Origin of the sequence: Nocardia otitidiscaviarum, from assembly GCF_007362295.1 — a bacterium.
GTDB classification, from domain to species: domain Bacteria; phylum Actinomycetota; class Actinomycetes; order Mycobacteriales; family Mycobacteriaceae; genus Nocardia; species Nocardia otitidiscaviarum.
This window is the reverse complement of sequence record NZ_CP041695.1, coordinates 4,780,273-4,802,017: the sequence shown is the minus strand read 5'-3', so window position 1 is coordinate 4,802,017 and position 21,745 is coordinate 4,780,273. Positions and strand designations below refer to the sequence as shown.

The 21,745-nt window shown below is 68.7% G+C and carries 21 protein-coding genes; 9 read left to right on the top strand and 12 right to left on the bottom strand.

Annotated elements, in window-relative coordinates; translation table 11 throughout:
* Nucleotides 1-24: 24 nt before the first annotated feature.
* The 3 genes from FOH10_RS21465 to FOH10_RS34920 are packed head-to-tail and all read right to left on the bottom strand — an operon-like array spanning nucleotide 25 to nucleotide 3,418.
* Entirely contained in the window at nucleotides 25-726 is a 702-nt protein-coding gene (locus FOH10_RS21465) for a response regulator (protein WP_029930066.1), read from the bottom strand.
* Nucleotides 723-3,272, bottom strand: coding sequence for a sensor histidine kinase (locus FOH10_RS21460; protein WP_143982084.1), 2,550 nt, complete (start codon nucleotides 3,270-3,272; stop codon nucleotides 723-725). The genes FOH10_RS21465 and FOH10_RS21460 overlap by 4 nt, the downstream gene beginning before the upstream one ends.
* Entirely contained in the window at nucleotides 3,269-3,418 is a 150-nt protein-coding gene (locus tag FOH10_RS34920) for a hypothetical protein (protein WP_186000548.1), read from the bottom strand. The genes FOH10_RS21460 and FOH10_RS34920 overlap by 4 nt, the downstream gene beginning before the upstream one ends.
* A gap of 343 nt (nucleotides 3,419-3,761) precedes the next feature.
* Here FOH10_RS34920 and kdpF point away from each other — a divergent pair, with 343 nt between their 5' ends.
* Genes kdpF through FOH10_RS21435 form a run of 4 tightly spaced genes read left to right on the top strand, consistent with a single transcriptional unit; the run spans nucleotide 3,762 to nucleotide 8,539 of the window.
* A complete protein-coding gene (gene kdpF / locus FOH10_RS35805) occupies nucleotides 3,762-3,854 on the top strand; it encodes a K(+)-transporting ATPase subunit F (protein WP_244961312.1) in 93 nt (30 codons plus the stop codon).
* Entirely contained in the window at nucleotides 3,855-5,525 is a 1,671-nt protein-coding gene (kdpA, locus tag FOH10_RS21445) for a potassium-transporting ATPase subunit KdpA (protein ID WP_143982083.1), read from the top strand.
* Between the two features lies 1 nt (nucleotide 5,526).
* On the top strand, nucleotides 5,527-7,668 hold the full coding sequence (gene kdpB, locus FOH10_RS21440; RefSeq protein ID WP_143982082.1) for a potassium-transporting ATPase subunit KdpB: 2,142 nt from the start codon (nucleotides 5,527-5,529) through the stop codon (nucleotides 7,666-7,668).
* Between the two features lies 1 nt (nucleotide 7,669).
* Nucleotides 7,670-8,539: a potassium-transporting ATPase subunit C gene (locus FOH10_RS21435; protein ID WP_143982081.1), complete on the top strand. Its 870-nt coding sequence runs from the start codon at nucleotides 7,670-7,672 to the stop codon at nucleotides 8,537-8,539.
* A 124-nt stretch (nucleotides 8,540-8,663) separates the two neighbouring features.
* Here FOH10_RS21435 and FOH10_RS21430 read toward each other — a convergent pair whose 3' ends face one another.
* Nucleotides 8,664-9,113, bottom strand: coding sequence for a PaaI family thioesterase (locus FOH10_RS21430; RefSeq protein ID WP_143982080.1), 450 nt, complete (start codon nucleotides 9,111-9,113; stop codon nucleotides 8,664-8,666).
* Nucleotides 9,114-9,218: 105 nt separating this feature from the next.
* Here FOH10_RS21430 and FOH10_RS21425 point away from each other — a divergent pair, with 105 nt between their 5' ends.
* On the top strand, nucleotides 9,219-9,773 hold the full coding sequence (locus FOH10_RS21425) for a TetR/AcrR family transcriptional regulator (RefSeq protein WP_039816123.1): 555 nt from the start codon (nucleotides 9,219-9,221) through the stop codon (nucleotides 9,771-9,773).
* A gap of 1 nt (nucleotide 9,774) precedes the next feature.
* On the opposite strand, the gene FOH10_RS21420 is transcribed toward FOH10_RS21425, so the two are convergent.
* From FOH10_RS21420 to FOH10_RS21410, 3 genes are all read right to left on the bottom strand, one after another.
* A complete protein-coding gene (locus FOH10_RS21420) occupies nucleotides 9,775-11,859 on the bottom strand; it encodes an acyltransferase family protein (protein WP_143982079.1) in 2,085 nt (694 codons plus the stop codon).
* Nucleotides 11,860-11,949: 90 nt separating this feature from the next.
* On the bottom strand, nucleotides 11,950-13,233 hold the full coding sequence (locus FOH10_RS21415; protein ID WP_143982078.1) for an ArsB/NhaD family transporter: 1,284 nt from the start codon (nucleotides 13,231-13,233) through the stop codon (nucleotides 11,950-11,952).
* Between the two features lie 28 nt (nucleotides 13,234-13,261).
* Nucleotides 13,262-13,705, bottom strand: coding sequence for a CBS domain-containing protein (locus FOH10_RS21410; RefSeq protein WP_143982077.1), 444 nt, complete (start codon nucleotides 13,703-13,705; stop codon nucleotides 13,262-13,264).
* A gap of 167 nt (nucleotides 13,706-13,872) precedes the next feature.
* Between FOH10_RS21410 and FOH10_RS21405 the strand changes: the two genes are divergently transcribed.
* Nucleotides 13,873-14,349, top strand: a complete 477-nt coding sequence (locus tag FOH10_RS21405; protein ID WP_143982076.1) for a hypothetical protein — start codon at nucleotides 13,873-13,875, stop codon at nucleotides 14,347-14,349.
* Nucleotides 14,350-14,417: 68 nt separating this feature from the next.
* Nucleotides 14,418-15,788: a dihydrolipoyl dehydrogenase family protein gene (locus tag FOH10_RS21400; protein ID WP_143982075.1), complete on the top strand. Its 1,371-nt coding sequence runs from the start codon at nucleotides 14,418-14,420 to the stop codon at nucleotides 15,786-15,788.
* Between the two features lie 106 nt (nucleotides 15,789-15,894).
* Here the strand turns inward: FOH10_RS21400 and FOH10_RS21395 are convergent, their stop codons facing one another.
* The 3 genes from FOH10_RS21395 to FOH10_RS21385 form a co-directional block, all read right to left on the bottom strand.
* Complete coding sequence (locus tag FOH10_RS21395; protein WP_186000547.1) at nucleotides 15,895-16,335, bottom strand: carboxymuconolactone decarboxylase family protein; 441 nt, start codon at nucleotides 16,333-16,335, stop codon at nucleotides 15,895-15,897.
* 136 nt (nucleotides 16,336-16,471) lie between these two features.
* Complete coding sequence (locus FOH10_RS21390) at nucleotides 16,472-17,596, bottom strand: acyl-CoA dehydrogenase family protein (RefSeq protein WP_143982074.1); 1,125 nt, start codon at nucleotides 17,594-17,596, stop codon at nucleotides 16,472-16,474.
* 2 nt (nucleotides 17,597-17,598) lie between these two features.
* Entirely contained in the window at nucleotides 17,599-18,831 is a 1,233-nt protein-coding gene (locus FOH10_RS21385; RefSeq protein ID WP_143982073.1) for an acyl-CoA dehydrogenase family protein, read from the bottom strand.
* 146 nt (nucleotides 18,832-18,977) lie between these two features.
* Here FOH10_RS21385 and FOH10_RS21380 point away from each other — a divergent pair, with 146 nt between their 5' ends.
* Nucleotides 18,978-19,430, top strand: coding sequence for a DUF1707 SHOCT-like domain-containing protein (locus FOH10_RS21380; protein WP_244961311.1), 453 nt, complete (start codon nucleotides 18,978-18,980; stop codon nucleotides 19,428-19,430).
* A 19-nt stretch (nucleotides 19,431-19,449) separates the two neighbouring features.
* Here FOH10_RS21380 and FOH10_RS21375 read toward each other — a convergent pair whose 3' ends face one another.
* A complete protein-coding gene (locus FOH10_RS21375) occupies nucleotides 19,450-20,241 on the bottom strand; it encodes an isocitrate lyase/PEP mutase family protein (protein ID WP_143982072.1) in 792 nt (263 codons plus the stop codon).
* Complete coding sequence (locus tag FOH10_RS34910) at nucleotides 20,238-20,948, bottom strand: hypothetical protein (protein WP_186000546.1); 711 nt, start codon at nucleotides 20,946-20,948, stop codon at nucleotides 20,238-20,240. Before FOH10_RS34910 ends, FOH10_RS21375 begins: the two co-directional genes overlap by 4 nt.
* Before the next feature lie 64 nt (nucleotides 20,949-21,012).
* Between FOH10_RS34910 and FOH10_RS21365 the strand changes: the two genes are divergently transcribed.
* On the top strand, nucleotides 21,013-21,720 hold the full coding sequence (locus FOH10_RS21365) for an ArsR/SmtB family transcription factor (RefSeq protein ID WP_143982070.1): 708 nt from the start codon (nucleotides 21,013-21,015) through the stop codon (nucleotides 21,718-21,720).
* The last annotated feature ends 25 nt before the right edge of the window (nucleotides 21,721-21,745 follow it).

The window sequence follows — 21,745 nt, the reverse complement described above, 5'->3', positions numbered from 1 at the left end:
GCCCCATCGTGCGCCATCCCGGGCTCACGCCTGGAACCGGTACCCCATGCCCGCCTCGGTCAGCAGATGTTTGGGCTGCGACGGGTCGTCCTCGAGTTTGCGCCGCAACTGCGCGAGATAGACCCGCAGATAATGGGTTTCGGTCGCGTACGAGGGACCCCACACCTCGCGCAACAGCTCCCGCCGCCCCACCAGCTTGCCGCGATTGCGCACCAGCATCTCCAGCATTCCCCACTCGGTGGGGGTGAGGTGCACGTCCTTGCCGTGCCGGGTCACCTTCTTCATGGCCAGATCGACCGTGAAGGAGGCGGTTTCCACCACCGGCTCGGCATTGTCGCCGGAGGTGGCGGCCCGGCGCACCGCCGCGCGCAGCCGGGCCAGCAGTTCGTCCATGCCGAACGGCTTGGTGACGTAGTCGTCCGCGCCCGCGTCCAGCGCCTCCACCTTGTCGGAGGAGTCCGTGCGCGCCGACAGCACGATCACGGGCGCGGTGGACCAGCCGCGCAGCCCGCCGAGCACCTCGATGCCGTCCATATCCGGCAACCCCAGGTCCAGCACCACCACGTCGGGATGTTTCTCCGCGGCCGCGCGCAGCGCGGCCGCCCCGTTCGCGGCGGTGATCACCTCGTAGCCGCGCACCGACAGGTTGATGCGCAGCGCCCGCAGAATCTGCGGTTCGTCGTCGACCACGAGGACCTTGGTCGGCGCAGTCGCCGATGTCGTCACCCGATCTCCTGTTCTGTAGCCGTACCCGCCGGCGATTCCGTCTCGGTGGAGTCTTCGGAGTCACCACCACCCGCGGGTAGGTCGATCACCATCGTCAGTCCGCCGCCCGGGGTCGGTTCGGCGTGCACGGTGCCGCCCATGGCGTCCACGAAACCGCGCACCACCGACAGTCCCAGCCCCACGCCGGTGGAATTGTCCCGGTCGCCGAGCCGCTGGAACGGTTCGAACAGCTGGTCCTCCAGCCCGGTGGGCACGCCCGGCCCGGTGTCGACCACGGTGAGCGACACCCGGTCACCGGTCTGCTCGGCGGTCACCCGCACGGGCGCGTCGGCGGGGGAGTACCGCACCGCATTGTCGATCAGATTCGCCAGCACCCGTTCCAACAGCCCGCTGTCGGCGCGGACCGAGACACTGTCGACCGCCACCCGCACCCGGTCGCGGGCCGTCCGCCGCAGACCCCGGGTGCCCATGCCGAGCAGCGCCCGGTGCACCACCTCATCCAGGTATACCCGCCGCATCCGCGGTCGCACGACACCCACCATGAGCCGCGACGAATCCAGCAGATTGCCGACCAGCGCGGTGAGCTGATCCACCGATTCCTCGATGGTCTCCAGCAGTTCGGCGGTGTCCTCGGGGGAGAACTCCACATCGTCGCTGCGCAGACTCGACACCGACGCCTTGGCGGCGGCCAGGGGGGTGCGCAGATCGTGGCTCACCGCTGACAGCAGCGCGCGACGCAACTTGTCGGCCGCCAGCAGCGCCTGCGCGGCGCTGGCCTCCTCCCGCAGCTGTCGCTGATTCACCAGTCCGGCGGCCTGATTCGCGACCGCGCCGAGTACCAGCCGGTCGGCGGAGGCGAGGCGGCGGCCCGAGAGCAGCAATCGGTGCGTTTTGTCATCGGCCTCGATGGCGGCGTCGGCGTCGTCCACGCGCTGGGGGGCGTGCTCGCCGACAGCGGCGACCACCGCGGTGTCGGTGACGAAGCTGACCGCTCTGAGGTTGTAGGTCTCCCGCGCCCGCTCCAGCAGATCCCGCAGGTTCGCGCCGTGCAGGATCGCCCCGGCGAACAGGGTGAGCAGCTCGGCCTGCCGGGAAGCCCGGCGCGCTTCCCTGGTGCGTTCGGCCGCCACGTCCACCAGCGCCGCCACCGCCACCGCCACCAGCAGCAACACCACGATGGTGAGGGCGTTGTCGATCTCGGCGATCGTCCAGCTGTAGCGGGGGTCGGTGAAGAACCAGTTCAGCAGCAGTCCCGACAGCAGCGCCGACAGTGTCGCGGGTGCCACGCCGCCGAGCAGTGAGACCGCGATGACACCGATGAAGAACAAGGCGCTCTCGCCACCGAGATCCATGAACTGATCCAGCCAGAGCGCGCTCACCGCGCAGATGAGCCACGGCACCCCGACCGCGGCCAGCCAGGAGGTGAGTGTGCGCTCCCGGGGTGCGAGCGGCCGCCACCGGAACCCACGCTGGGATTCCTCGTGGGTCACCATGTGGACGTCGATCTTTCCGGACCGCTGCACCACGGTCGCTCCGATGCCCTCGTCCAGCATGCGCGCCCAGCGCGAGCGCCGAGACGTGCCCAGCACCAGTTGGGTCGCATTGACCTGGCGGGCGAAGTCCAGCAGGGCCGTGGGCACGTCGTCGCCGGTGACGGTGTGCAGCGACGCGCCGAGACCGGTGGCCAGGTCGCGCAGTCGTCGCAACCGCTGGGTCGAGACCCCCGCCAGGCCGTCGCCGCGCACCACGTGCACGACGATGAGTTCGGCACTGGATTTGGCGGCGATACGGCTGGCCCGTCGCACGATGGTTTCCGACTCCGGTCCGCCGGTCACGGCGACCACGACGCGTTCGCGCGCTTCCCAGGTGGCCGTGATCCGGTGGTCCTCCCGATACTTGGCGAGCGCCGCGTCGACCTGATCGGCCAGCCACAGCAGCGCCAACTCGCGTAGTGCGGTCAGGTTTCCGGGCCGGAAGTAGTTCCGCAGCGCGGCATCCACCTTGTCGGCCGCGTACACATTCCCGTGGGACAGTCTGCGCCGCAGCGCTTCCGGGGTGATATCGACCAGCTCCACCTGGTCGGCTCCGCGAACCACCCAGTCCGGCACGGTTTCTCGCTGCACCACTCCGGTGATCTGCTCGACCACATCGTTGAGGCTCTCCAGGTGTTGCACATTGACCGTGGAGATCACATCGATTCCGGCGTCGAGCAGTTCGTGTACGTCCTGCCAGCGCTTCTCGTGCTCGCTGCCCGGCACATTGGTGTGCGCCAGCTCGTCCACCAGCACCACCGCCGGGGCCCGCCGCAGCACCGCCGCCACATCGAGCTCCGGCAACGTGGTGCCCCGGTACTCGACCAGCCGGGGCGGTACCCGCTCGATCCCCGCCAGCAGTTCGGCGGTCCGCTCGCGCCCGTGCGTCTCGACCACGGCCGCGACCACATCGCGCCCGCGCTCGAGCCGCCGGTGCGCCTCCGCCAGCATCGAATACGTCTTGCCGACCCCCGGGGCCGCCCCCAGGTAAATCCGCAGTTGCCCGCGTTTCACCGCCTCATCATCGCGCGCGGGTCACGGCGCGGGACGCGCGCCACCCGCACGCGCCGCGCCGCGGTTGCTCCGGTGAGGACGCGCAGGCACAGGGCCAGCGCGAGGAAGCCGAAGACAACCAGCAGGGTGCACGCCATCTCGGGCACTGATTTCTCCTTGGGTAGGTGCGCGGGTCTCGCGCATTCGGATTTCACACTGTTTACCGCCGCGAATACCGATCGGCCGGAGAATAGCGGTTTCTTTACGTCTAGTGCGCGTGCGTTGACGACTTTCGACGACACGCCGTTAGTGACCCGTCAAAGCCGTGACATGGGGCGCTAAGGAAGCGTCAAGGGTGTCGAAATCAGGCGAACTGAGCGCTTGACTCACTCCGGCGCAGCTACGGATGTGCTCGTGAGTAGAGAGGTTCGGATACATGTCCATCGTGGTGTTCACCGTGCTGACCATCGGGGTCTTCGCCTTGATCGGTCTGATCCAGCGGGGGGTGGAGTGGCTGTGACGCAGAACGTCGTCGGACTGGTCCTGGCCGTCGGTATCGCCGCCTATCTCATTGCGGCGCTGCTGTTTCCGGAGAGGTTCTGAGTGAGCACGACTACAGCGGGGATCGTCTTCCTGGCATCCCTGATCATCGCGCTGGCCCTGGTGCACGTACCGCTCGGCGACTACATGTATCGGGTCTACAGCGGTACCGAGCATTCCCGTGTGGAGCGGGCCGTCTATCGGCTCATCGGTGTGAAACCGGGGGTGGAGCACACCTGGGGCGTATACGCGCGCAGTGTGCTCGCGTTCTCGGCGGTGAGCGTGCTGTTCCTGTTCTTCCTGCAACTGCTGCAGGGCAGGCTGCCACTGCATTTGAACGAACAGGGCACCGAGGTGACCGCGGAGCTGGCGTGGAATACCGCGGTCAGTTTCGTCACGAATACGAACTGGCAGAACTACGGCGGTGAGTCCACCTACGGCCACCTCGTGCAGATGAGCGGGCTGGCCGTGCAGAATTTCGTGTCCGCGGCCGTGGGCATGTCGGTGGCGATGGCGGTGGTGCGTGGTTTCGCGCGCCAGCGGACCGGGGATCTGGGCAACTTCTGGGTGGATCTGGTGAGGGGAACCATCCGAATTCTGCTGCCGATCTCCTTCGTGGCGGCACTGGTGCTGGTGGTCGGCGGAGCCGTACAGAACTTTCACGTGTACGACCAGGTGGCGACTACGGTCTCGGGCGCGCAACAGACGCTGCCGGGCGGTCCGGTCGCCAGCCAGGAGGCCATCAAGGACCTGGGCACCAATGGTGGCGGCTTCTACAACGTCAACTCCGCGCACCCGTTCGAGAACCCGACGACCTGGACCAACTGGCTCGAGATCTTCCTGCTGCTGGTGATCAGCTTCTCGTTGCCGCGCACCTTCGGGCGCATGGTCGGCAGTACGAAGCAGGGCTTCGCCATCGCCGCCGTGATGGCCACCATCGCGATGGTCAGCTGGTCGCTGACGATGGTGTTCCAGTTGCGGCACCACGGCACGGTGCCCAGCGCGGTGGGCGCGTCGATGGAAGGCGTGGAACAGCGCTTCGGCGTGGCGAATTCAGCGGTGTTCGCGGCGTCGACAACGCTCACCTCGACCGGTTCGGTCGACTCGTTCCACGACTCCTACACCAGCCTGGGCGGCATGATGCTGCTGTTCAACATGCAGTTGGGTGAGGTCGCGCCGGGCGGTGTCGGCTCCGGGTTGTACGGCATGCTGGTGCTGGCGGTGATCACGGTGTTCGTGGCCGGTCTGATGGTCGGGCGCACACCGGAGTACCTGGGCAAGAAGATCACTCCCAGGGAGATCAAGCTGGCCGCGGCCTACTTCCTGGTCACCCCGCTGCTGGTGCTGACCGGCACGGGGGTGGCGATGGCCATGCCGGGACAGCGCGAGAGCATGGCCAATACCGGTCCGCACGGCCTGTCGGAAGTGTTGTACGCCTTCACATCCGCGGCCAACAACAACGGTTCGGCCTTCGCCGGGCTGGGCGGCAATACCGAGTGGTTCAACACCGCGCTCGGCCTGGCCATGGCCTGCGGCCGTTTCCTGCCCATGATTCTCGTTCTCGCACTGGCCGGTTCGCTGGCCCGGCAGGGTCACACCCCGGAATCGATCGGCACGCTCCCGACCCATCGGCCGCAGTTCGTCGGCATGGTCGTCGGCGTGACCGTCATCCTGGTCGCCCTGACCTTCCTGCCCGCGCTGGCGCTCGGGCCGCTCGCCGAAGGAATCCACTGATATGACTGCTCCTACCATCGAACACACCTCGGCCGAGCAGCCGAACAGGGTGCGGGCGCGGCGGGGGCTGTTCGACCCCGAGCTACTGCTGAAGTCGTTGCCGGACGCCTTCCGCAAGCTCGATCCGCGCACCCTGTGGCGCAACCCCGTCATGCTGATCGTCGAGATCGGCGCGATCTGGGCCACCGTGCTGGCGGTGGCCGATCCGAGCTTCTTCGGCTGGGCCATCGTGCTCTGGCTGTGGGCCACGGTGCTTTTCGCCAATCTGGCCGAGGCCGTCGCCGAGGGGCGGGGCAAGGCGCAGGCCGACACGCTGCGCAAGGCCAAGACCGACACCGTCGCACGGCGGCTGATCGACTGGTCACCCGGTGCGTGCGTCATCGAAGAGAAGGTCGCGGCCCCGGAGTTGCGGCGCGGCGACCACGTCGTGGTCGAGGCGGGGCAGGTGATTCCCGGTGACGGTGATGTGGTGGAAGGCATCGCCTCGGTGGACGAATCGGCCATCACCGGGGAATCCGCGCCGGTGATCCGGGAATCCGGTGGTGACCGCTCGGCGGTGACCGGCGGCACGACGGTGCTGTCCGACCGAATTGTGGTGCGGATCACCCAGGAACCGGGCGGCTCGTTCATCGACAAGATGATCGCGCTGGTCGAGGGCGCGAGTCGGCAGAAGACGCCGAACGAGATCGCGCTGAACATCCTGCTCGCCGCGCTGACCGTCATCTTCGTCTTCGCGGTGGTGACGTTGCAGCCGTTGGCGATCTACGCCAAAGCCGACAATCCGGGTGTGCCCGACAGTCTGGCGTTGAACGGCGACGGCGTCACCGGCATCGTCCTGGTGTCGCTGCTGGTGTGCCTGATTCCCACCACCATCGGTGCGCTGCTGTCGGCCATCGGCATCGCGGGGATGGACCGGCTGGTGCAGCGCAATGTGCTGGCCATGTCCGGCCGTGCCGTGGAGGCCGCCGGTGATGTGAACACGCTGCTGCTGGACAAGACCGGCACCATCACCCTCGGCAACCGGCAGGCGTCGGAGTTCGTGCCCATGCCGGGCGTGACCCATGACGAGATGGCCGATGCCGCACAGCTTTCCAGCCTCGCCGACGAAACCCCCGAGGGACGCTCCATCGTGGTGTACGCCAAACAGGCGTACAACAAGCGCGAGCGGCACGCCGGTGAGCTGACCGGGGCGACCTGGGTGGAGTTCACCGCCCAGACCCGCATGTCGGGCGTGGACCTGCACGACGGGCACCAGCTGCGCAAGGGCGCGGCCAGCGCCGTCACCGAATGGGTTCGGGTCAACGGCGGCGAGGTGCCCGAGGCGGTCGGTCGGACCGTGGACGGCATCTCCGCCTCCGGCGGCACCCCGCTGGTGGTCGCGGAGATCCATAACGGCACGGCCCGGCTGCTCGGCGTCATCCATCTCAAGGATGTGGTCAAGGCAGGCATGCGCGAGCGCTTCGACGAGATGCGCCGCATGGGCATCCGCACCGTCATGATCACCGGTGACAATCCCCTGACCGCCAAGGCCATCGCCGAGGAGGCGGGTGTGGACGATTTCCTCGCCGAGGCCACCCCCGAGGACAAGCTCGCGCTCATCAAATCCGAGCAGGCCGGTGGCCGCCTGGTCGCCATGACCGGTGACGGCACCAATGACGCGCCCGCCCTGGCCCAGGCCGATGTGGGCGTCGCCATGAACACCGGCACCTCCGCGGCCAAGGAGGCCGGGAACATGGTCGATCTGGATTCGGATCCGACCAAGCTCATCGAGATCGTGGAGATCGGCAAACAGTTGCTCATCACCCGCGGTGCACTCACCACGTTCTCCATCGCCAATGACATCGCCAAGTACTTCGCCATCATTCCGGCGCTGTTCGTGGTGCTGTACCCCGGTCTGGACGCGCTGAACATCATGCGCCTGGCCAGCCCGCAGTCGGCGATCCTGTCCGCGGTCGTGTTCAACGCCGTCGTCATCGTGGCGTTGATCCCGCTGGCGCTCCGAGGTGTGGCCTATCGACCGGCCGCGGCGTCGAAGCTGTTGAGCCGCAATCTCGCGGTGTACGGCGTCGGCGGCATCATCGCGCCGTTCCTCGGCATCAAACTCATCGACCTCGTGGTCCGATACCTCCCCGGGATGTCCTGATATGCGTACGTCAACCTGGATTCGGCAACATCTCGCGGCGCTGCGCGCGCTGCTGGTGCTCACCGTGATCACCGGAATCGTCTATCCCGTCGCGGTTTTCGCGGTGGCGCAGCTGCCCGGCCTGCGCGACAAGGCCGATGGGTCACTGGTCGAGCGGGACGGAGCCTTGGTGGGCTCCAGCCTTGTCGGGCAGTCGTTCACCGATGCCGACGGCAACGCTCTGGCGCAGTACTTCCAGAGCCGCCCGTCGGTGGCCGGTGACGGTTACGACCCACTGTCGACCTCGGCGAGCAATCTCGGCCCGGAGGACATCGTCGACACCGCCGACACCACCAGTCTGCTCACCGAGGTGTGCACGCGCAGTAAGGAAGTCGGCGAGCGCGAGGGTGTGGACGGGCGACGCGCCTACTGCACCCCGGCCGGGGTCGGCGCGGTGCTGTCGGTCATCGGCCCACGCTCGGCCGACGGTACGGTCGAGCATCCCACCACGGTGGTCAGTGTCAACGAACTCTGCCCGGCCACACCGTTTCTCGCCACGTATCGGGGCGTGACGGTGGAGTGTGCGGTGGCGGGGGAGGACTACTCGATCGGCCGTCTCGTGCCGATCGCGGGTGACGTCCCGGCCGTTCCGGCCGTGCCCGCCGACGCGGTCACCGCCAGTGGCAGCGGGCTGGACCCGCACATCTCCCCGGCGTACGCCGCGATTCAGGTCGCGCGGGTGGCCAGGGCGCGCGGTGTTCCCGCCGACGCGGTCCGCGCACTGGTGGCGGCCCACACCAGCGGGCGGGACCTCGGCTTCCTGGGCGAGCCGAGGGTGAACGTGCTCGAACTGAACCTGGACCTGGACAGTCGATTCCCGCTGCGCGGCTGAGTCTTTCGGCATCGGTGTCGTGCGGCACCGGCCGTGGAGGGCGAGCCGCCCCGATCGCGCAGGGCGGGCGATCGGGGCGGCTCTGGCGTGCGCGACATGTGGGGCCGCGCACGGGGTTGGGGCGTCAGCGGAAGATGACGCAGGTGGTGGTGGCGTGCGCGACCAGGCGGCCCTGGTCGTCGGTGACGCGGCCCTCGGCGGTGGCGGTGGTGCGGCCGACGTGGACGGTGGTGCCGGTGGCGGTGAGCGTGCGGCCGTCGGTGGGGACCGCGCGAATGTATTTGATCTCCAGTCCGAGCGTGGTGTAGCCGACGCCCGCCGGGAGGGTGGTGTGCACCGCGCAGCCCATGACCGAATCCAGCAGGGTGGCGCAGATACCGCCGTGGGTGGTGCCGAGCGGGTTGGCGAAGTCCGGGCGGGTGCGCAGGCTGAACACGACCTCGCCCTCCTCCAGCGAATCGACCTCGATACCGAGCAGATCGCCGATGTAGGGCGGGCGCTCCGACATGGTCATGGCGGTCCGCAGCAGCTCCAGGCCCGACAGTCCGGCGAAGTCGATCTCGGGGGCGGTCATGAATGGCATCCTTTCGATGAACCGATCGGTTCACATCTGTCATGATTGGACCATGGACCGATCGGTTCACGCAAGACCCGTGCCGCACGACCGTCAGGAGATCGCATGAGCGCCGGACCCCGGGACCGGTTGATCGAGAGCGCCATCGAACTGGTGCGGGAGCAGGGTGTGCACGGTGCGGGACTGTCCGCCCTGCTGGATCGCAGCCGCGCCTCCCGCAACTCGCTCTACCAGCACTTCCCCGAGGGCAAGGGGGAACTCGTGGAGGCCGCCACCCGGGTGGCGGCCGACCGCATGTCCGCGCTCATCGACACGTTCATGTCCACCGGCACCGCGGAGGACTGGCTGGTGTCCCTGCTCGACTGGTGGAAGCGCAATCTGGAACGCAGCGCCTTCGGCGCGGGCTGCCCGGTGGTCAGCGCCGCCCTGGCCGAGGACGAGCCACGCGTGCAGGCCGTCGCGGCACTCGCCTTCGGCGACTGGACCGAACGGCTCGCCGCCGCGCTCACCCGTCAGGGTCTCCCCGAGGAGCGGGCGCGGTCACTGGCCGGATTCATGCTCAGCGCCATCGAGGGGGCCATCATCCAGGCGCGGGCGTTGAAAACGACCCGGCCGCTGGACGAGGTGCGGGAACAGCTGGTGCCGCTGCTGCCGCGCTAGCTCACCACCAACCCAGCAGCGGTTGCAGCTGGCGGCCCAGTTCCGGTGCCAGCGAACGCGAGTAGCTCGCGGTGAGGTGGTGCTCGTCGTGGTAGACGAGGATATTGCCCTCGATCACCGAGCACACGTCCGGACGGCACACCGCGTCGGAGAGATCCAGCGGGAAGACATTCGGGAAGTCCTCGGCGGGCGCGGCGGCCGGATTGACGTTGGACAGCGCATCCTCCCGCTTCATACCGCAGCTCACCCGATCGCCACCGGCGGCCAGACAGTCGATGGCGCGGTAGCGCACCTTGTCGCGGCGCAACCACGGGGTGTCGCGCATCGCGAGCACGTGCAGGCCGCGATCCTCCAGGGCGGTCCACACATCCAGGTAGTCCGTCGGCGTCTCGTCGCCGCCCGCGTCGGCGGGGCGGGTGCCGGTGGTGAACACCCAGTCCGGCTTGTCCTCGCCGAGCCGGTCGATGACCTCCGCGGACCAGTCGCGGCAGTCGGCGATGGGCAGGCCCTTGTACATGGGCTCCGCGGCCACGGTCAGCGGACAGCCCATCTTCAGGAAGACGACCAGCCGGAAACCGTGCTCCTCACCCAGCAGGTGCAGGGCCGGAATCCAGTGCTCGGCATGGGAATTGCCGACCACGGCAATGGTGCGGGTCGCGGAGGTGTCGCCGTATTCGCAGGTGATGACGGCGCGGGTGTCGAAGTCGGAGATGCAGCCGTCCCGGGTGGGATAGGCGTTGTCGGCGGGCGCCTCCGCGATGGTCGGGCGCATCTCGGCATTGGGCACCGGCGCGTGCGCGATGAGCGCCTCCGCCCCCGGGTAGCGCACCGGATCGAGCTCACCCACCGGTTGCAGCTTCGAGCCGTTGATCACCTGCCAGGTGAACGCGCATCCGACCAGCAGAATGCCGACGGTCGCGGTGGCGAAGCCGGTGCGCAGCCGGTAATCGCGGTCGGCGGTGGGTTCACCGCGCACCCGCAGCGGTTCCTCGATGAAGCGGTTGGTGGCGTAGGCGAGCAGCAGAGAGGCGGCGATCACCGCCGAACCGCCGACCAATCCCGCTGTGCGCGACTGCGTTTCGCCGAGCATGAAGATGAGAATCGGCCAGTGCCACAGGTACAGCGAGTACGCGAGCGATCCCAGCCGCACCGCCGGAGCGCTGGCCAGCATCCGGTTCACCCACGGCTGCTGCGCCCCACCGAGATTCGCGCCCGCCGCGATGAGGGCCACGGTCGCGCCCACCGGCAGCAACGCCGCCGGACCGGGGAAGCGGGCGGCACCGTCGATCAGCCAGCCGCAGGCCACGATGGCGGACAGGCCCGCGACCGCCAGCACCGCGCGGGCCAGGCGAGGCAGTGCGATGTGCGGTGCGGCCATCGCCAGCAGCGCACCCACCAGCGGCTCCCAGGCGCGCGCGAAGGTGTCGTAGTAGTTCCAGCCCTGCTGATCGGTAACCCCTTGCGTGGCATGCAGGAGCGAGGCGACGGCCAGCACGCCGAACAACGCGGCCACCCAGGCGGTCACCGACCCGGTTCGGTCGTTGCGGCGACAGACGAGGGTCACCAGGGCGACCAGGGCCAGCAGTGCCACGTACATCTGTCCCTGCACCGACATCGACCACAGATGCTGGAGCGGGCTCACGGCGGGATCGGCCGCCAGGTAGTCGGTCCACGCCGCCGCCAGGTACCAGTTCTGGTAGTAGAACAGCGAGGCCAGCGTCTGCGCGGCCATATCGGACCAGCGGGTGTAGGGCTGGAAGACGACCGTCGCGACTGCCACCGCGGTCAGCACCACCACCATGGCCGGGAGTAGCCGCCGCCCGGTGCGCCGCAGTGTCTGGCGGATACCCACCGAACCCGTCTCGGCCTGCCGCAGCAGCATTCCGGTGAAAAAGAAGCCCGACAGCACCAGGAAGACGTCCACGCCGCCGGATACCCGGCCGAACCAGATGTGGAACACCACCACCAGGGCGATGGCTATTCCGCGTAGACCATCCAGGTCGAGACGGTATTCGCGGCGGCGCGGGGCGGCGTCGCCGGACCCGGTGCCCGGCGTGGTCGACGATGACGTGGAAGAGACAGACATGGCGCGGCAATTCTGGAGTATCGCACGCCTCAGCACGAAATCGCCACGCAGATCGTGACGGTAATGTGCGGATTCTCACCGGTGGGCGGGTCAGGCGAGAACGAAATAGCGCAGCCAGAGGTACGGTGCCGCCACCGCGACGCTCACCGCCGTCACCACCATGCCCTTGCGGGTGAATTCCCAGAACGAGATCGGCGTGTCGGCTCGTCGGGCGATGCCCAGCATGACCACGTTCGCGCTCGCGCCGACGGCGGTGAGATTGCCGCCGAAGTCCGCGCCCAGGGCCAGCGACCACCACAGCGCCTCCGCATGCTGGTCCATACTGCCCGCCAGATCCGCCACCAGTGGACTCATGGTGGCGACATAGGGGATGTTGTCGATGATGCCCGAGAGCACGGCCGAGATCACCAGGATGAGCATGGTGGCGAGCAGGGCATCGCCGCCGGTGACCTCGGTGGCGCGGGCGGCGAGCCGCTCGATGACGCCGGTCTTCACCAGTGCGCCGACCATGATGAACAGGCCGACGAAGAACAGCAGCGTCTCCCATTCCACGGAGGCGAGGTAATCGCGTTGCGGAAGGCCGGAGATCAGGACCAGGACGCCCGCGCCGAGCAGGGCCACCACCGACGGTTCGATCTGGAAGACGGAATGCCCGACAAATCCGGCGAATACGGCGGCGAGCACGATGCCGCATTTCACCAGCAGCCGCGGATCGCGAATTGCCTCGCGCTCGTTGAGCGCCATCACATCGGCCGCCCGCTCCGGATCCACCTCGAACGAACCCCGGAACAGCCGGGGCAGCAGCGCGATGAGCACCAGCAGCACCAGCAGCACGATGGGGGCCATATTCCACAGGAAGTCGTTGAACGACAGATCGGCCCGACTGCCGATGATGATATTGGGCGGATCGCCGATGAGGGTGGCCGCGCCGCCGATATTCGACGCCAGCACCTCGGCGATCAGGAAGGGCGCGGGCGGCACCTCCAGGCGTTCGCACACCAGCAGCGTGACCGGGGCGATGAGCAGCACCGTGGTCACATTGTCGAGGAAGGCCGACGCGAAGGCGGTGATGATGGTCAGCAGGATCATGACGCGCAGCGCGGAGCCGCGCGCGCGTTTGGCCGCCCACACCGCCGTGTACTCGAAGACCCCGGTCTGGCGCAGCACACCGACGATGATCATCATGCCGAGCAGCAGGAAGATGACATTCCAGTCGACGCCGGTCTCGTGCGAGTAGAAGACGTCGTCGGCATCGAGCACGCCCAGCGCCAGCACGACGGCCGCGCCGCCCAGCGCCGCGGTGGTCTTGTGCACCCGCTCGGAGGCGATGAGGGCGTAGGCGATGAGGAAGACCGCCACGGCCACCGCGGTCATCGGGCGCCTCCGCGGGTGCGGACGGCCGTCAGGACTGGAGTGCGGCGGCCAGCAGCCGCGACGAGGTGACCACGCCGAGCAGTCGACTGCCGTCCAGCACCGCGACGATCGGCGAGCGGTGCCGGGCCATGGTCGCCGCCACCTCGACAATGGTGTCGTCGGGTCGGGCGGTCGGAATGCCGCCGGGCTTGTCCGGCATCACGTCGCGGACCTTCTTGCCCCGCAGGCGTTTCACGGTCTTGTCGCACATGGGCTCGTCCAACACCCCGGCCAGCGACGGATCGTCCTGCACGTACTTCGGGATGATGAAGCGCACCACCTGCCAGGCGGCCAGCACGGCCGCCGGCCAGCCATCCGGGCCCATCACCATGATGCCGGGCAGCCGGTGCTCCGCCATGAGTCCGGCCGCCTCCAGCGCATCGGTGTCCAGCGACACCACCGGGAACTCCTCGGCCAACTGTGCGGCATGCATAGGTGCAGGATACGACGCTCCGCCCGGCCATCACGCGAAGAGAATACGTCAAGATCGAATTAGCGAGTGTGACCGAAACTCACTGGTCCCGGGGCTGTGAGCGGAGTCGCGGCGGTCGCGGTCGCGCGACTGATGCGTAAAGGCGTGTCGAAACAGATAATCCGGGCATGATGTCACTCTTGTTGATCATCGGCGCGGCGCTTGCCCCGGTGGTGGTGCTCGCGTTGGTGGCCGCAGTGATTGTGCTGAGGGCCCGCAGTACGGAGCGGCCGGTCGAGCGGTCCGACCCGATGCGCTTCGGCTCGCGGGCGACCGACCCACACGGCTGGTTCGGAGCGCTGCCGGGTCAGCGATCATCCGCATACAGCGGGAGCCCGGCATGGCATCCCGACCTTCCGGGGGGCGGTTCGGACCGGTACGACGACGGCCACCACCCGGGTGGTCATCACGGCCAGCACCACACCGGGTATCACGGGCACGCGAATCACGGCTACGTCCACGGCGACTCCGGCTGGTGGAACGGTAATTCCGGCGACGGCGGATCGGGCGGCGGTGTCGGCGACAGCGGCTACAGCGGCGGCGCCTCCGACAGTTCCGGCGGAGGTTTCAGCGACAGCGGGTCCAGCGGCGGTTCCTCGGATTGAGTTGGGCCGCCGCGTATCGTCGGCACGGCGTGTGCGGGTGGCCGGAATCCAGTGAGAGGGAGCGGGGCATGGCGGTCGAGACGGTCGATGCGGTGGTGGTCGGAATGGGGCCCGGCGGTGAGGACGCCGCGACCCGGCTGGCCGAGGCCGGGCTGTCGGTGGTCGGGGTGGAGGGGCGCCTCGTCGGCGGCGAATGCCCCTACTACGCGTGCATTCCCACCAAGATGATGGTGCGTGCGGCCGGGGCCGTGGCCGAGGGGCGGCGGGTCGACACACTGGCCGGGTCGGCGACCGTGCGGCACGATTGGACTCCTGTCGCGCGCCGCATTCGCGACGAGGCCACCGACGACTGGAACGACGCCGCAGCCGTGCACCGGTTCGAGAAGTCCGGCGGCCGGTTCGTGCGCGGATGGGGTCGGATCAGCGCACCGGGGGAGGTGACCGTCGACACCGCCGACGGGGCGCGGGTGTTCCGGGCCGAACGCGCGATCGTGCTCAATCCCGGTACGGCACCGACGATTCCATCCATTCCCGGCCTCGACCGCACGCCGTTCTGGACCAACCGGGACGCGGTGACCGCCACCGCGGCCCCCGAATCGGTGATCGTGCTCGGCGGCGGGCCCGTGGCCTGCGAGTTCGCACAGATCTTCGCGCGCTTCGGCAGCGCGGTGACCATGCTGGTGCGCAGCCGACTGGTACCCAAGGACGAACCGGAGGCCGCTGCGGTGCTGGCCGAAGCCCTTGCCGCCGAAGGGATTCGGGTGCGCACGGGCACCACGCCGAAACAGGTGGACCACGACGGGTACCGGTTCGTCGTGCACACCGATGACGGCGATGTGCACTACGCGCAGCGGATGCTGGTCGCGACCGGTCGCCATACCGACCTGTCCCGGCTCGGCGTCGGCGCGGTCGGCCTGGACGAGAGCGCGAAGCGCATCGAGGTGGACGAGCGGATGCGGGCCGCCGACGGGGTGTGGGCCATCGGCGATGTCACCGGCAAGGGCGAGTTCACCCATATGTCCATGTACCAGGCGCGGATCGCGGTGCAGGACATCCTCGGCGGCAGTGGCGAATCCGGCGACTACCGGGCGGTGCCCCGGGTCACCTTCACCGATCCGGAGATCGGTGCGGTCGGTCTGACCGAGGCGCAGGCGCGCGATGCCGGGCTGTCGGTGCGCGTCGGCAGCGTCGAGGTACCGGCCTCGACGCGCGGGTGGATTCACAAGGTCGGCAACGCGGGCTTCGTCAAGGTCGTCGAGGATGCCGGGCGCGGCGTGCTGGTGGGCGCCACCTCGGTCGGCCCGTGGGGTGGTGAGGTGCTCAGCGCGCTGTCGGTCGCGGTGCACGCGGAGGTACCCGTCACCACCCTGCGCCGAATGATCCTGGCGTATCCCACGTTTCACCGCGCCATCGAGGCCGCACTGGCGGATCTGTCCTGATCGCCGACTCCCTGCCGGGTGCCCGATGGCACCTGGCAGGGAAGCCTCACGTGGTCGCCATCCGTCATGGTCGCCAGCCGTCGTGGTCGGGGTCCGCGCCCGGTGATCAGTAGCCGCCGGGCTGGAGCCGCAGTGGCACGCCGAGCCGGTTCCACAGGTTGATCTGCGCGGTGATGGCGACCAGGCCGCCGCGTTGGCCCTCGTCGAAGTGCTTTTCGACGGCGGCCCAGATCTCGTCGCTCACGCCGTGCGGGCCGAGTTCGGTCGCCGCCTCGGCATAGTCGAGGGCGGCCTTCTCGGTGTCGGTGAACAGGGTCGATTCCCGCCAGGCGTTCAGGTGGAAGATCCGCTGCTCGCTCTCGCCCTCCTTGCGGGCCTGCGTGGTGTGCATGTCGATGCAGAACAGGCAGCCGTTGATCTGGGAGACGCGAATCTTCACCAGCTCGCGCACCACCGGGTCGAGCGGGCCCTGCCCGATCGCCGTCTCCGCGGCCGCCCAGGCCCGGTAGACCTCGGGGGCCAGCTTCGGCAGATTCAGACGCGACATGTGCTCATCCTTTCGTCGATGCCGAACGGTTCGGCACAACCCTTGGACGAGACAGGGGCACGGCGCGTGATGGGTTCGAATGTGGTGTCCGTCACCGACCGCGCGGCCCGCCCCGGAGCGGACCGCGCGGGTGGCGTCAGGGGCGGGTCAATGCCGCATAGCGGGCGATGTGGTGATCGGCGCTGCCGTACTCGTGCTGAATCGCGGTGAGCCGTTTGAAGAAGTGGCCGATGGCCAGTTCCTCGGTCATGCCCATGGCGCCGTGCAGCTGTACGCCCTCCTGCCCGATGGTGCGGGCGGCGCGGGCGACGGTGGCCTTGGCGGCGGCGACCGCCCGGGCCCGTTCGGCGGGTTCGGCGGTGAGCTTCATGGTCACCAGATAGGTTGCGGCTACGGCCTGTTCGAACTCCAGATGCATATCGACCATCCGGTGTTGCAGGGCCTGGAAGCTGGCGATCGGCACCCCGAACTGCTGGCGCTGCTTGGTGTATTCGACGGTGTCGGTGAGCACCTTGCGCATGGCCCCGACGGCCTCGGCGCAGACCGCGGCGATGGCCTCGTCCCGGGTGGCGGTCACCGCGTCGGCGGCGTCGGTCAGCAGCAGCGCGTCGGCGGGCAGGCGTACGCCGGTGAAGGTGAGGTCGGCGGCGCGGCGCTCGTCGATGGTGCGGTAGCTGTCGACGGTGAGCCCGGCGGGTGGGGCGGCGGCATCGAAATCGAGGACGAACAGGGCGATGCCGCCGTCGACGGTGGCGGTGACCAGCAGGTGGGTGGCCAGGGGAGCGGTGGTGACCACGATCTTGGTGCCATCCAGCACCCAGTCGTCACCCTCGCGGCGCGCGGTGGTGCGCACCTGCCGGAGGTCGTATCCGGCCTGGGGTTCCAGCGCGGCGAAGGCGGTGACCACCTCGCCCGCGGCGATGCCGGCGAGCAGATCCTCGGCGCGTTTGCCGTCCGACCGCCGCAGCAGGCCGCCGCCGACCACCACGGTGTCGACATACGGTTCCACCACGAGTGCGCCGCCGAGCGCTTCGGCGACGATCATCGTCTCGACCGGCCCGCCGCCGATACCGCCCACCGATTCCGGCAGGCTGGCGCCGAGCACGCCGACCTCCTCGGCCAGTCCGCGCCAGATCTCGGGCTGCCAACCCGCGCCCAGACGGGCCGCGGCACGGCTGGTTTCGAGGTCGTAGCGGGCCGCGAGGAATCCGGTGACGGCGTCGCGGAGCAGCTGCTGCTCGGGTGTGAATTCGAAGTCCATGACTACAGTCCCAGGGTGGCTTTGGCGATGATGTTGCGCTGAATCTCGTTGCTACCGGCGTAGATCGAACCGGCGCGGTCGTTGAAGTACCGCAGCGGCGCGACCGCCTGCCATTCCTCGCCGCTGACGAAACCGTCTGCGGGAGCGGTGAAATCGACGACCGGGCCGCCGGGCATGGTGGCGTGCGGTTGATAGGCGCGGCCGCGCGGGCCCGCCGCCTCCAGGGCGAGTTCGGTGAGCACCTGACTCAGCTCGGTGCCGAGGATCTTGATGGTCGACGCCGCCGAACCCGGGTCCTTGCCGCGCGATATGGCCGACAGGGTGCGGTATTCCAGCACTTCGAGCACATCGGCGCGGATCCGCGCGTCGGCGAGCCGGCGGGCGAATCCGGGATCGTCGATGAGCGGCGTGCCGTCCGGGCCGGGCTGGGTGGCGGCGGCCTGCGCGAGTTCCTCGGCCATCACCTGAAGCGCGGGCGCGGCCGCCCCGCCGCCGCGTTCGAAGATCAGCAGATATTTGGCCACGGTCCAGCCGTCGTCGATCTGGCCGAGCACATTCTTCTTGGGCACCCGCACCTGGTCGAAGAAGACCTGATTCTGCACCTGCTCACCGGAAGTCATGACCAGCGGCCGGATCTCGATGCCGGGGGTGCGCATATCGATGAGCAGGAAGGTGATGCCCTGCTGCTTCTTGGCCTGCTTGGAGGTGCGCACCAGGGCGAAGATCCAGTTGGCCTCGGTGGCGTGGGTGGTCCAGATCTTCGAGCCGGTGACGATGAAATCGTCGCCGTCGTCGACCGCGGCCATGGACAGCGAGGCCAGATCCGACCCCGACTCGGGCTCCGAATAGCCCTGGCAGAAGAACACCTCGCCGGTCAGGATGCCCGGCAGGAAGTAGTTCTGCTGTTCCTCGGTGCCGAACGCCATGATGGCGTGCGCGACCATGCGGATGCCCATGGGGGACAAGTTGGGCGCACCGGCGAGCGTGCACTCCCGGCTGAAGATGTAGTGCTGCGTCAGACTCCAGTCGCAGCCACCGTGCCGCACCGGCCACGCGGGCGCCGCCCAGCCGCGTTCGTGCAGGATGTGCTGCCACCGCATGCTCGCTTCGTGATCCGGATAGACGCTCGTCGCCAACTGCCCGGCCCGACGAAGATCAGGGGTTAACTTTTCGTCGAGGAAACTTCGCACCTCATCACGAAACGCCAGATCGGCGGGCGACCAGTCCAGATCCACGATGACTCCTTGCCTGAGAACTGCCCATAACCATCTCATCGAGAATGCCCTGCTGGCAAATGTGCTGGCACCTGCCATCACTTGCGCCGCCGGCAACGCCCTTGACATTCCACTGTGGAGTATTAATATGGGTCTCACCTTCCACAATGGAAGAAACTCGGGAGGATCTGGACATGGACATCGCCTCCGGCACCCGCGCCTCGGACGCCGAGCGCGCGGCCGTCATCGAACAGCTCGGTCGCCACATGGCCGAAGGCCGCATCACCACCACCGAATACGACGAGCGCGCGGCCCAGGTCTACGCCACTCCCACCCGCGAAGGCCTGCACGTGGTCCTCGCCGACCTGCCCGAACTAGCGAAAACAACAGTGCGGCAGCGCACCCCGCGCATCCCCGTCTGGCAGCGCATCGAGGGCAGCGCCTGGTTCGGCGTCGGCCTGCTGTGCCTGGCCATCTGGGCCATGATCTCCATCGCCGCAGGCGAACCCACCTACTTCTGGCCGTTCTGGGTCATCGTGCCGTGGGGCGGAGTACTGGTGTTCCGCATGCTCACCGGTTGGGAATCGTCCAGCTGCGGAGGGCATCCGCGCCCGAGGTAGGCCGGGGTGTGCGGGGTCTTCAGCGAGCGACACGGTGGCCCGGATCGGAAATCGACAACTGAATCTCCGAGTAGGTAGGGGTTTTGCCGACGACAGCCTGTCCGGTCCGAACTGCTCGAAATGCTTCTACTGCCGCGCCCAATGCTCGTCGATACAACAGTGACCCGGTGCTGATCCGGCGCACACCAGCGGCGGCGAGCTCCGAAGTGTTCGGTCCATCGGTGGAATAGAGCACGTTGAGCGGCACGGGCACGGCGCGGGCGAACTGTGCGATCTCGGTGAGATCCGTGACGCCGGGAACGAATACGCCGTCCGCACCGGCCTCGGTGTACTTCCTGGCCCGGGAAATCGTCGAGGTGCGGTCCATCCGCAACCAGTAGGTGTCGACTCTGGCATTGACGAAGATGTCGGGGGTTCGGGTTTTGATCGCGCGGATGATGTCGGCCTGATGGTCCGCGTCCGCGAGTGCGGTTCCGGTGCGACCGTCTTCCACGTTCACGCCCGCCGTGCCGAATTCCGCCAGATCGGCGACGAAAGCCGCGATCTCGGCGGGGTCGGTGTGGAACCCCGCCTCGATATCGACCGTCACCGGAATCGGCAGCCGCGCCAAGCGCCGTGCCAGCGTGCGGGTTTCGGCCGCGGTCGCGCCGATTCCGTCGGGTAGGCCCGCCGCTGCCGCGATGCCGAGGCTGGTGGTGCCGACGGCCGGGAATCCGGCGGCGGCCAGGAGCGCCGCGGAGCCGAAATCCCAGGCGTTGGGCAGCAGGAGGGGTTCGTCGTGGAAGTGCAGATCGCGGAAGGTGTTGGTCATGCGGGGGCTCCTTCGAGGATTCCGGCGGCGAGTGCGATCGCGTGGGTGCGGCCGGGGCAGGCGTGTGGGCCTGCGCCCCAACTGAATTCGGGTTGACGAAGCTCGATCTCGACCTGTTCTCCGTCGATGACCCGTCGGGTCGAGCGCAGCGGTGGGTGCTCGATCATGGTGCGGACGAGCAACTCGTCGGGGGTCCAGGGGCGAGGCGCGCGGCGGGCGAGCAGGGCGCGGGCGTGGGTGACCAGTGTGTCGGTGGCCGCGCAGGCTTGGACCAGGACACAGATCCGGGCGGCCGTGACATCGTCGGCTGTGCCGCCGCATCGGGCGACCAAAGTGTCGACCGCGGTGTCGGCCGCGGGGCTGTCCGGTTCGTGCGGCTGGTAGTGCGCGGCGATCACCGCCACTGTCGCGGGTGGAACGTGATGCAGACCCAGCGCTTTCAGCAGCACCTCGATGTGCGGCAGCGGGTGGTCGGCCACCGCGCGCACCCGGTGGCGCAGGTCGGTGGGGGAGAGGCGGTCGAGTTCCGCGATCACCAGGGCGCGGCGGCGCGCGTGCTCCGGTCCTTCGCTGAAACGAGGCACGTGGGCGCGCAGCCAGGCCATGCCGGTGGCGGCCGTCGCGGTGGGAAAGGTCGGTACGGGCATGGTGCGCAAGGCTTCGCGCACTCGGTTCGGGTCGGTGATCATCGGGCAGGTCCGGCGCATGGGCCGACCGTAGGGCGGGAACGTTTCGGTGCGCGCCGAAGTGTCGGCGCGCGATCATGGTCCGGTGCTCTCCCGAGGAACCGAACTGGCTCGGCTGGCAGCTCTGCTGGCCGACCGCACCCGCGCTGTCATGTGCCTGGCGCTGCTGGACGGTCGCGCCTGGACGGTAGGGGAATTGGCGCGGTACGCCGAGGTGGCCGCGTCGACGGCCACCGAGCAGGTGCACCGACTCGTCGACGGTGGGCTGCTGGCGGAGCATCGGCAGGGGCGGCACCGCTATGTGCGGGTCGCGAATCCCCGGATCGCCGAACTGCTCGAAGCGATGGCGGCCGTGGTCGACGCGCCGGATGAGCCGGTGACCGGGCTGCGGGCCGGTACGGTCGCGGCCACGCTGGCTCGGGGACGCACCTGCTACGACCACCTCGCGGGTCGGCTCGGCGTTGCCGTCACCGATGCCCTCGGTGCGCGCGGACATCTGGAGACCACCACCGGATTCGCGCTCACCGAATCCGGAATGGTGCTGCTGACCGACCGGCTCGGCATCGACCCGGCCGCGCTGCACCGAACCCGCCGCCCCGTGGTGCGTCCCTGCCTCGACTGGACCGAACGCCGCATCCACCTCGGCGGTGCGGCCGGGGCGCAGCTGTGCCGCCGTCTGCTCGAGCTGGGCTGGCTCGAGCGGATAGGGAGGGGGCGGGCCGTGCGAGCCACCGGCGCGGGCGAGTCCGGTTTGTTCGATCTGCTCGGTATCGATCCGGCCCTGCTGCGCTGATCCCACCGCCCGCCGCCGGACTCGG

What these genes read in the sequence shown, in the direction of transcription:
- kdpB (WP_143982082.1), top strand. Translation starts at nt 5,527, where the DNA reads ATGACTGCTCCTACCATCGAACACACCTCGGCCGAGCAGCCGAACAGG.
- FOH10_RS21435 (WP_143982081.1), top strand. Translation starts at nt 7,670, where the DNA reads ATGCGTACGTCAACCTGGATTCGGCAACATCTCGCGGCGCTGCGCGCG.
- FOH10_RS21430 (WP_143982080.1), bottom strand. Translation starts at nt 9,113, where the DNA reads ATGACCGCCCCCGAGATCGACTTCGCCGGACTGTCGGGCCTGGAGCTG.
- FOH10_RS21425 (WP_039816123.1), top strand. Translation starts at nt 9,219, where the DNA reads ATGAGCGCCGGACCCCGGGACCGGTTGATCGAGAGCGCCATCGAACTG.
- FOH10_RS21420 (WP_143982079.1), bottom strand. Translation starts at nt 11,859, where the DNA reads ATGTCTGTCTCTTCCACGTCATCGTCGACCACGCCGGGCACCGGGTCC.
- FOH10_RS21415 (WP_143982078.1), bottom strand. Translation starts at nt 13,233, where the DNA reads ATGACCGCGGTGGCCGTGGCGGTCTTCCTCATCGCCTACGCCCTCATC.
- FOH10_RS21410 (WP_143982077.1), bottom strand. Translation starts at nt 13,705, where the DNA reads ATGCATGCCGCACAGTTGGCCGAGGAGTTCCCGGTGGTGTCGCTGGAC.
- FOH10_RS21405 (WP_143982076.1), top strand. Translation starts at nt 13,873, where the DNA reads ATGATGTCACTCTTGTTGATCATCGGCGCGGCGCTTGCCCCGGTGGTG.
- FOH10_RS21400 (WP_143982075.1), top strand. Translation starts at nt 14,418, where the DNA reads ATGGCGGTCGAGACGGTCGATGCGGTGGTGGTCGGAATGGGGCCCGGC.
- FOH10_RS21395 (WP_186000547.1), bottom strand. Translation starts at nt 16,335, where the DNA reads ATGTCGCGTCTGAATCTGCCGAAGCTGGCCCCCGAGGTCTACCGGGCC.
- FOH10_RS21390 (WP_143982074.1), bottom strand. Translation starts at nt 17,596, where the DNA reads ATGGACTTCGAATTCACACCCGAGCAGCAGCTGCTCCGCGACGCCGTC.
- FOH10_RS21380 (WP_244961311.1), top strand. Translation starts at nt 18,978, where the DNA reads ATGGAAGAAACTCGGGAGGATCTGGACATGGACATCGCCTCCGGCACC.
- FOH10_RS21375 (WP_143982072.1), bottom strand. Translation starts at nt 20,241, where the DNA reads ATGACCAACACCTTCCGCGATCTGCACTTCCACGACGAACCCCTCCTG.
- FOH10_RS34910 (WP_186000546.1), bottom strand. Translation starts at nt 20,948, where the DNA reads ATGCGCCGGACCTGCCCGATGATCACCGACCCGAACCGAGTGCGCGAA.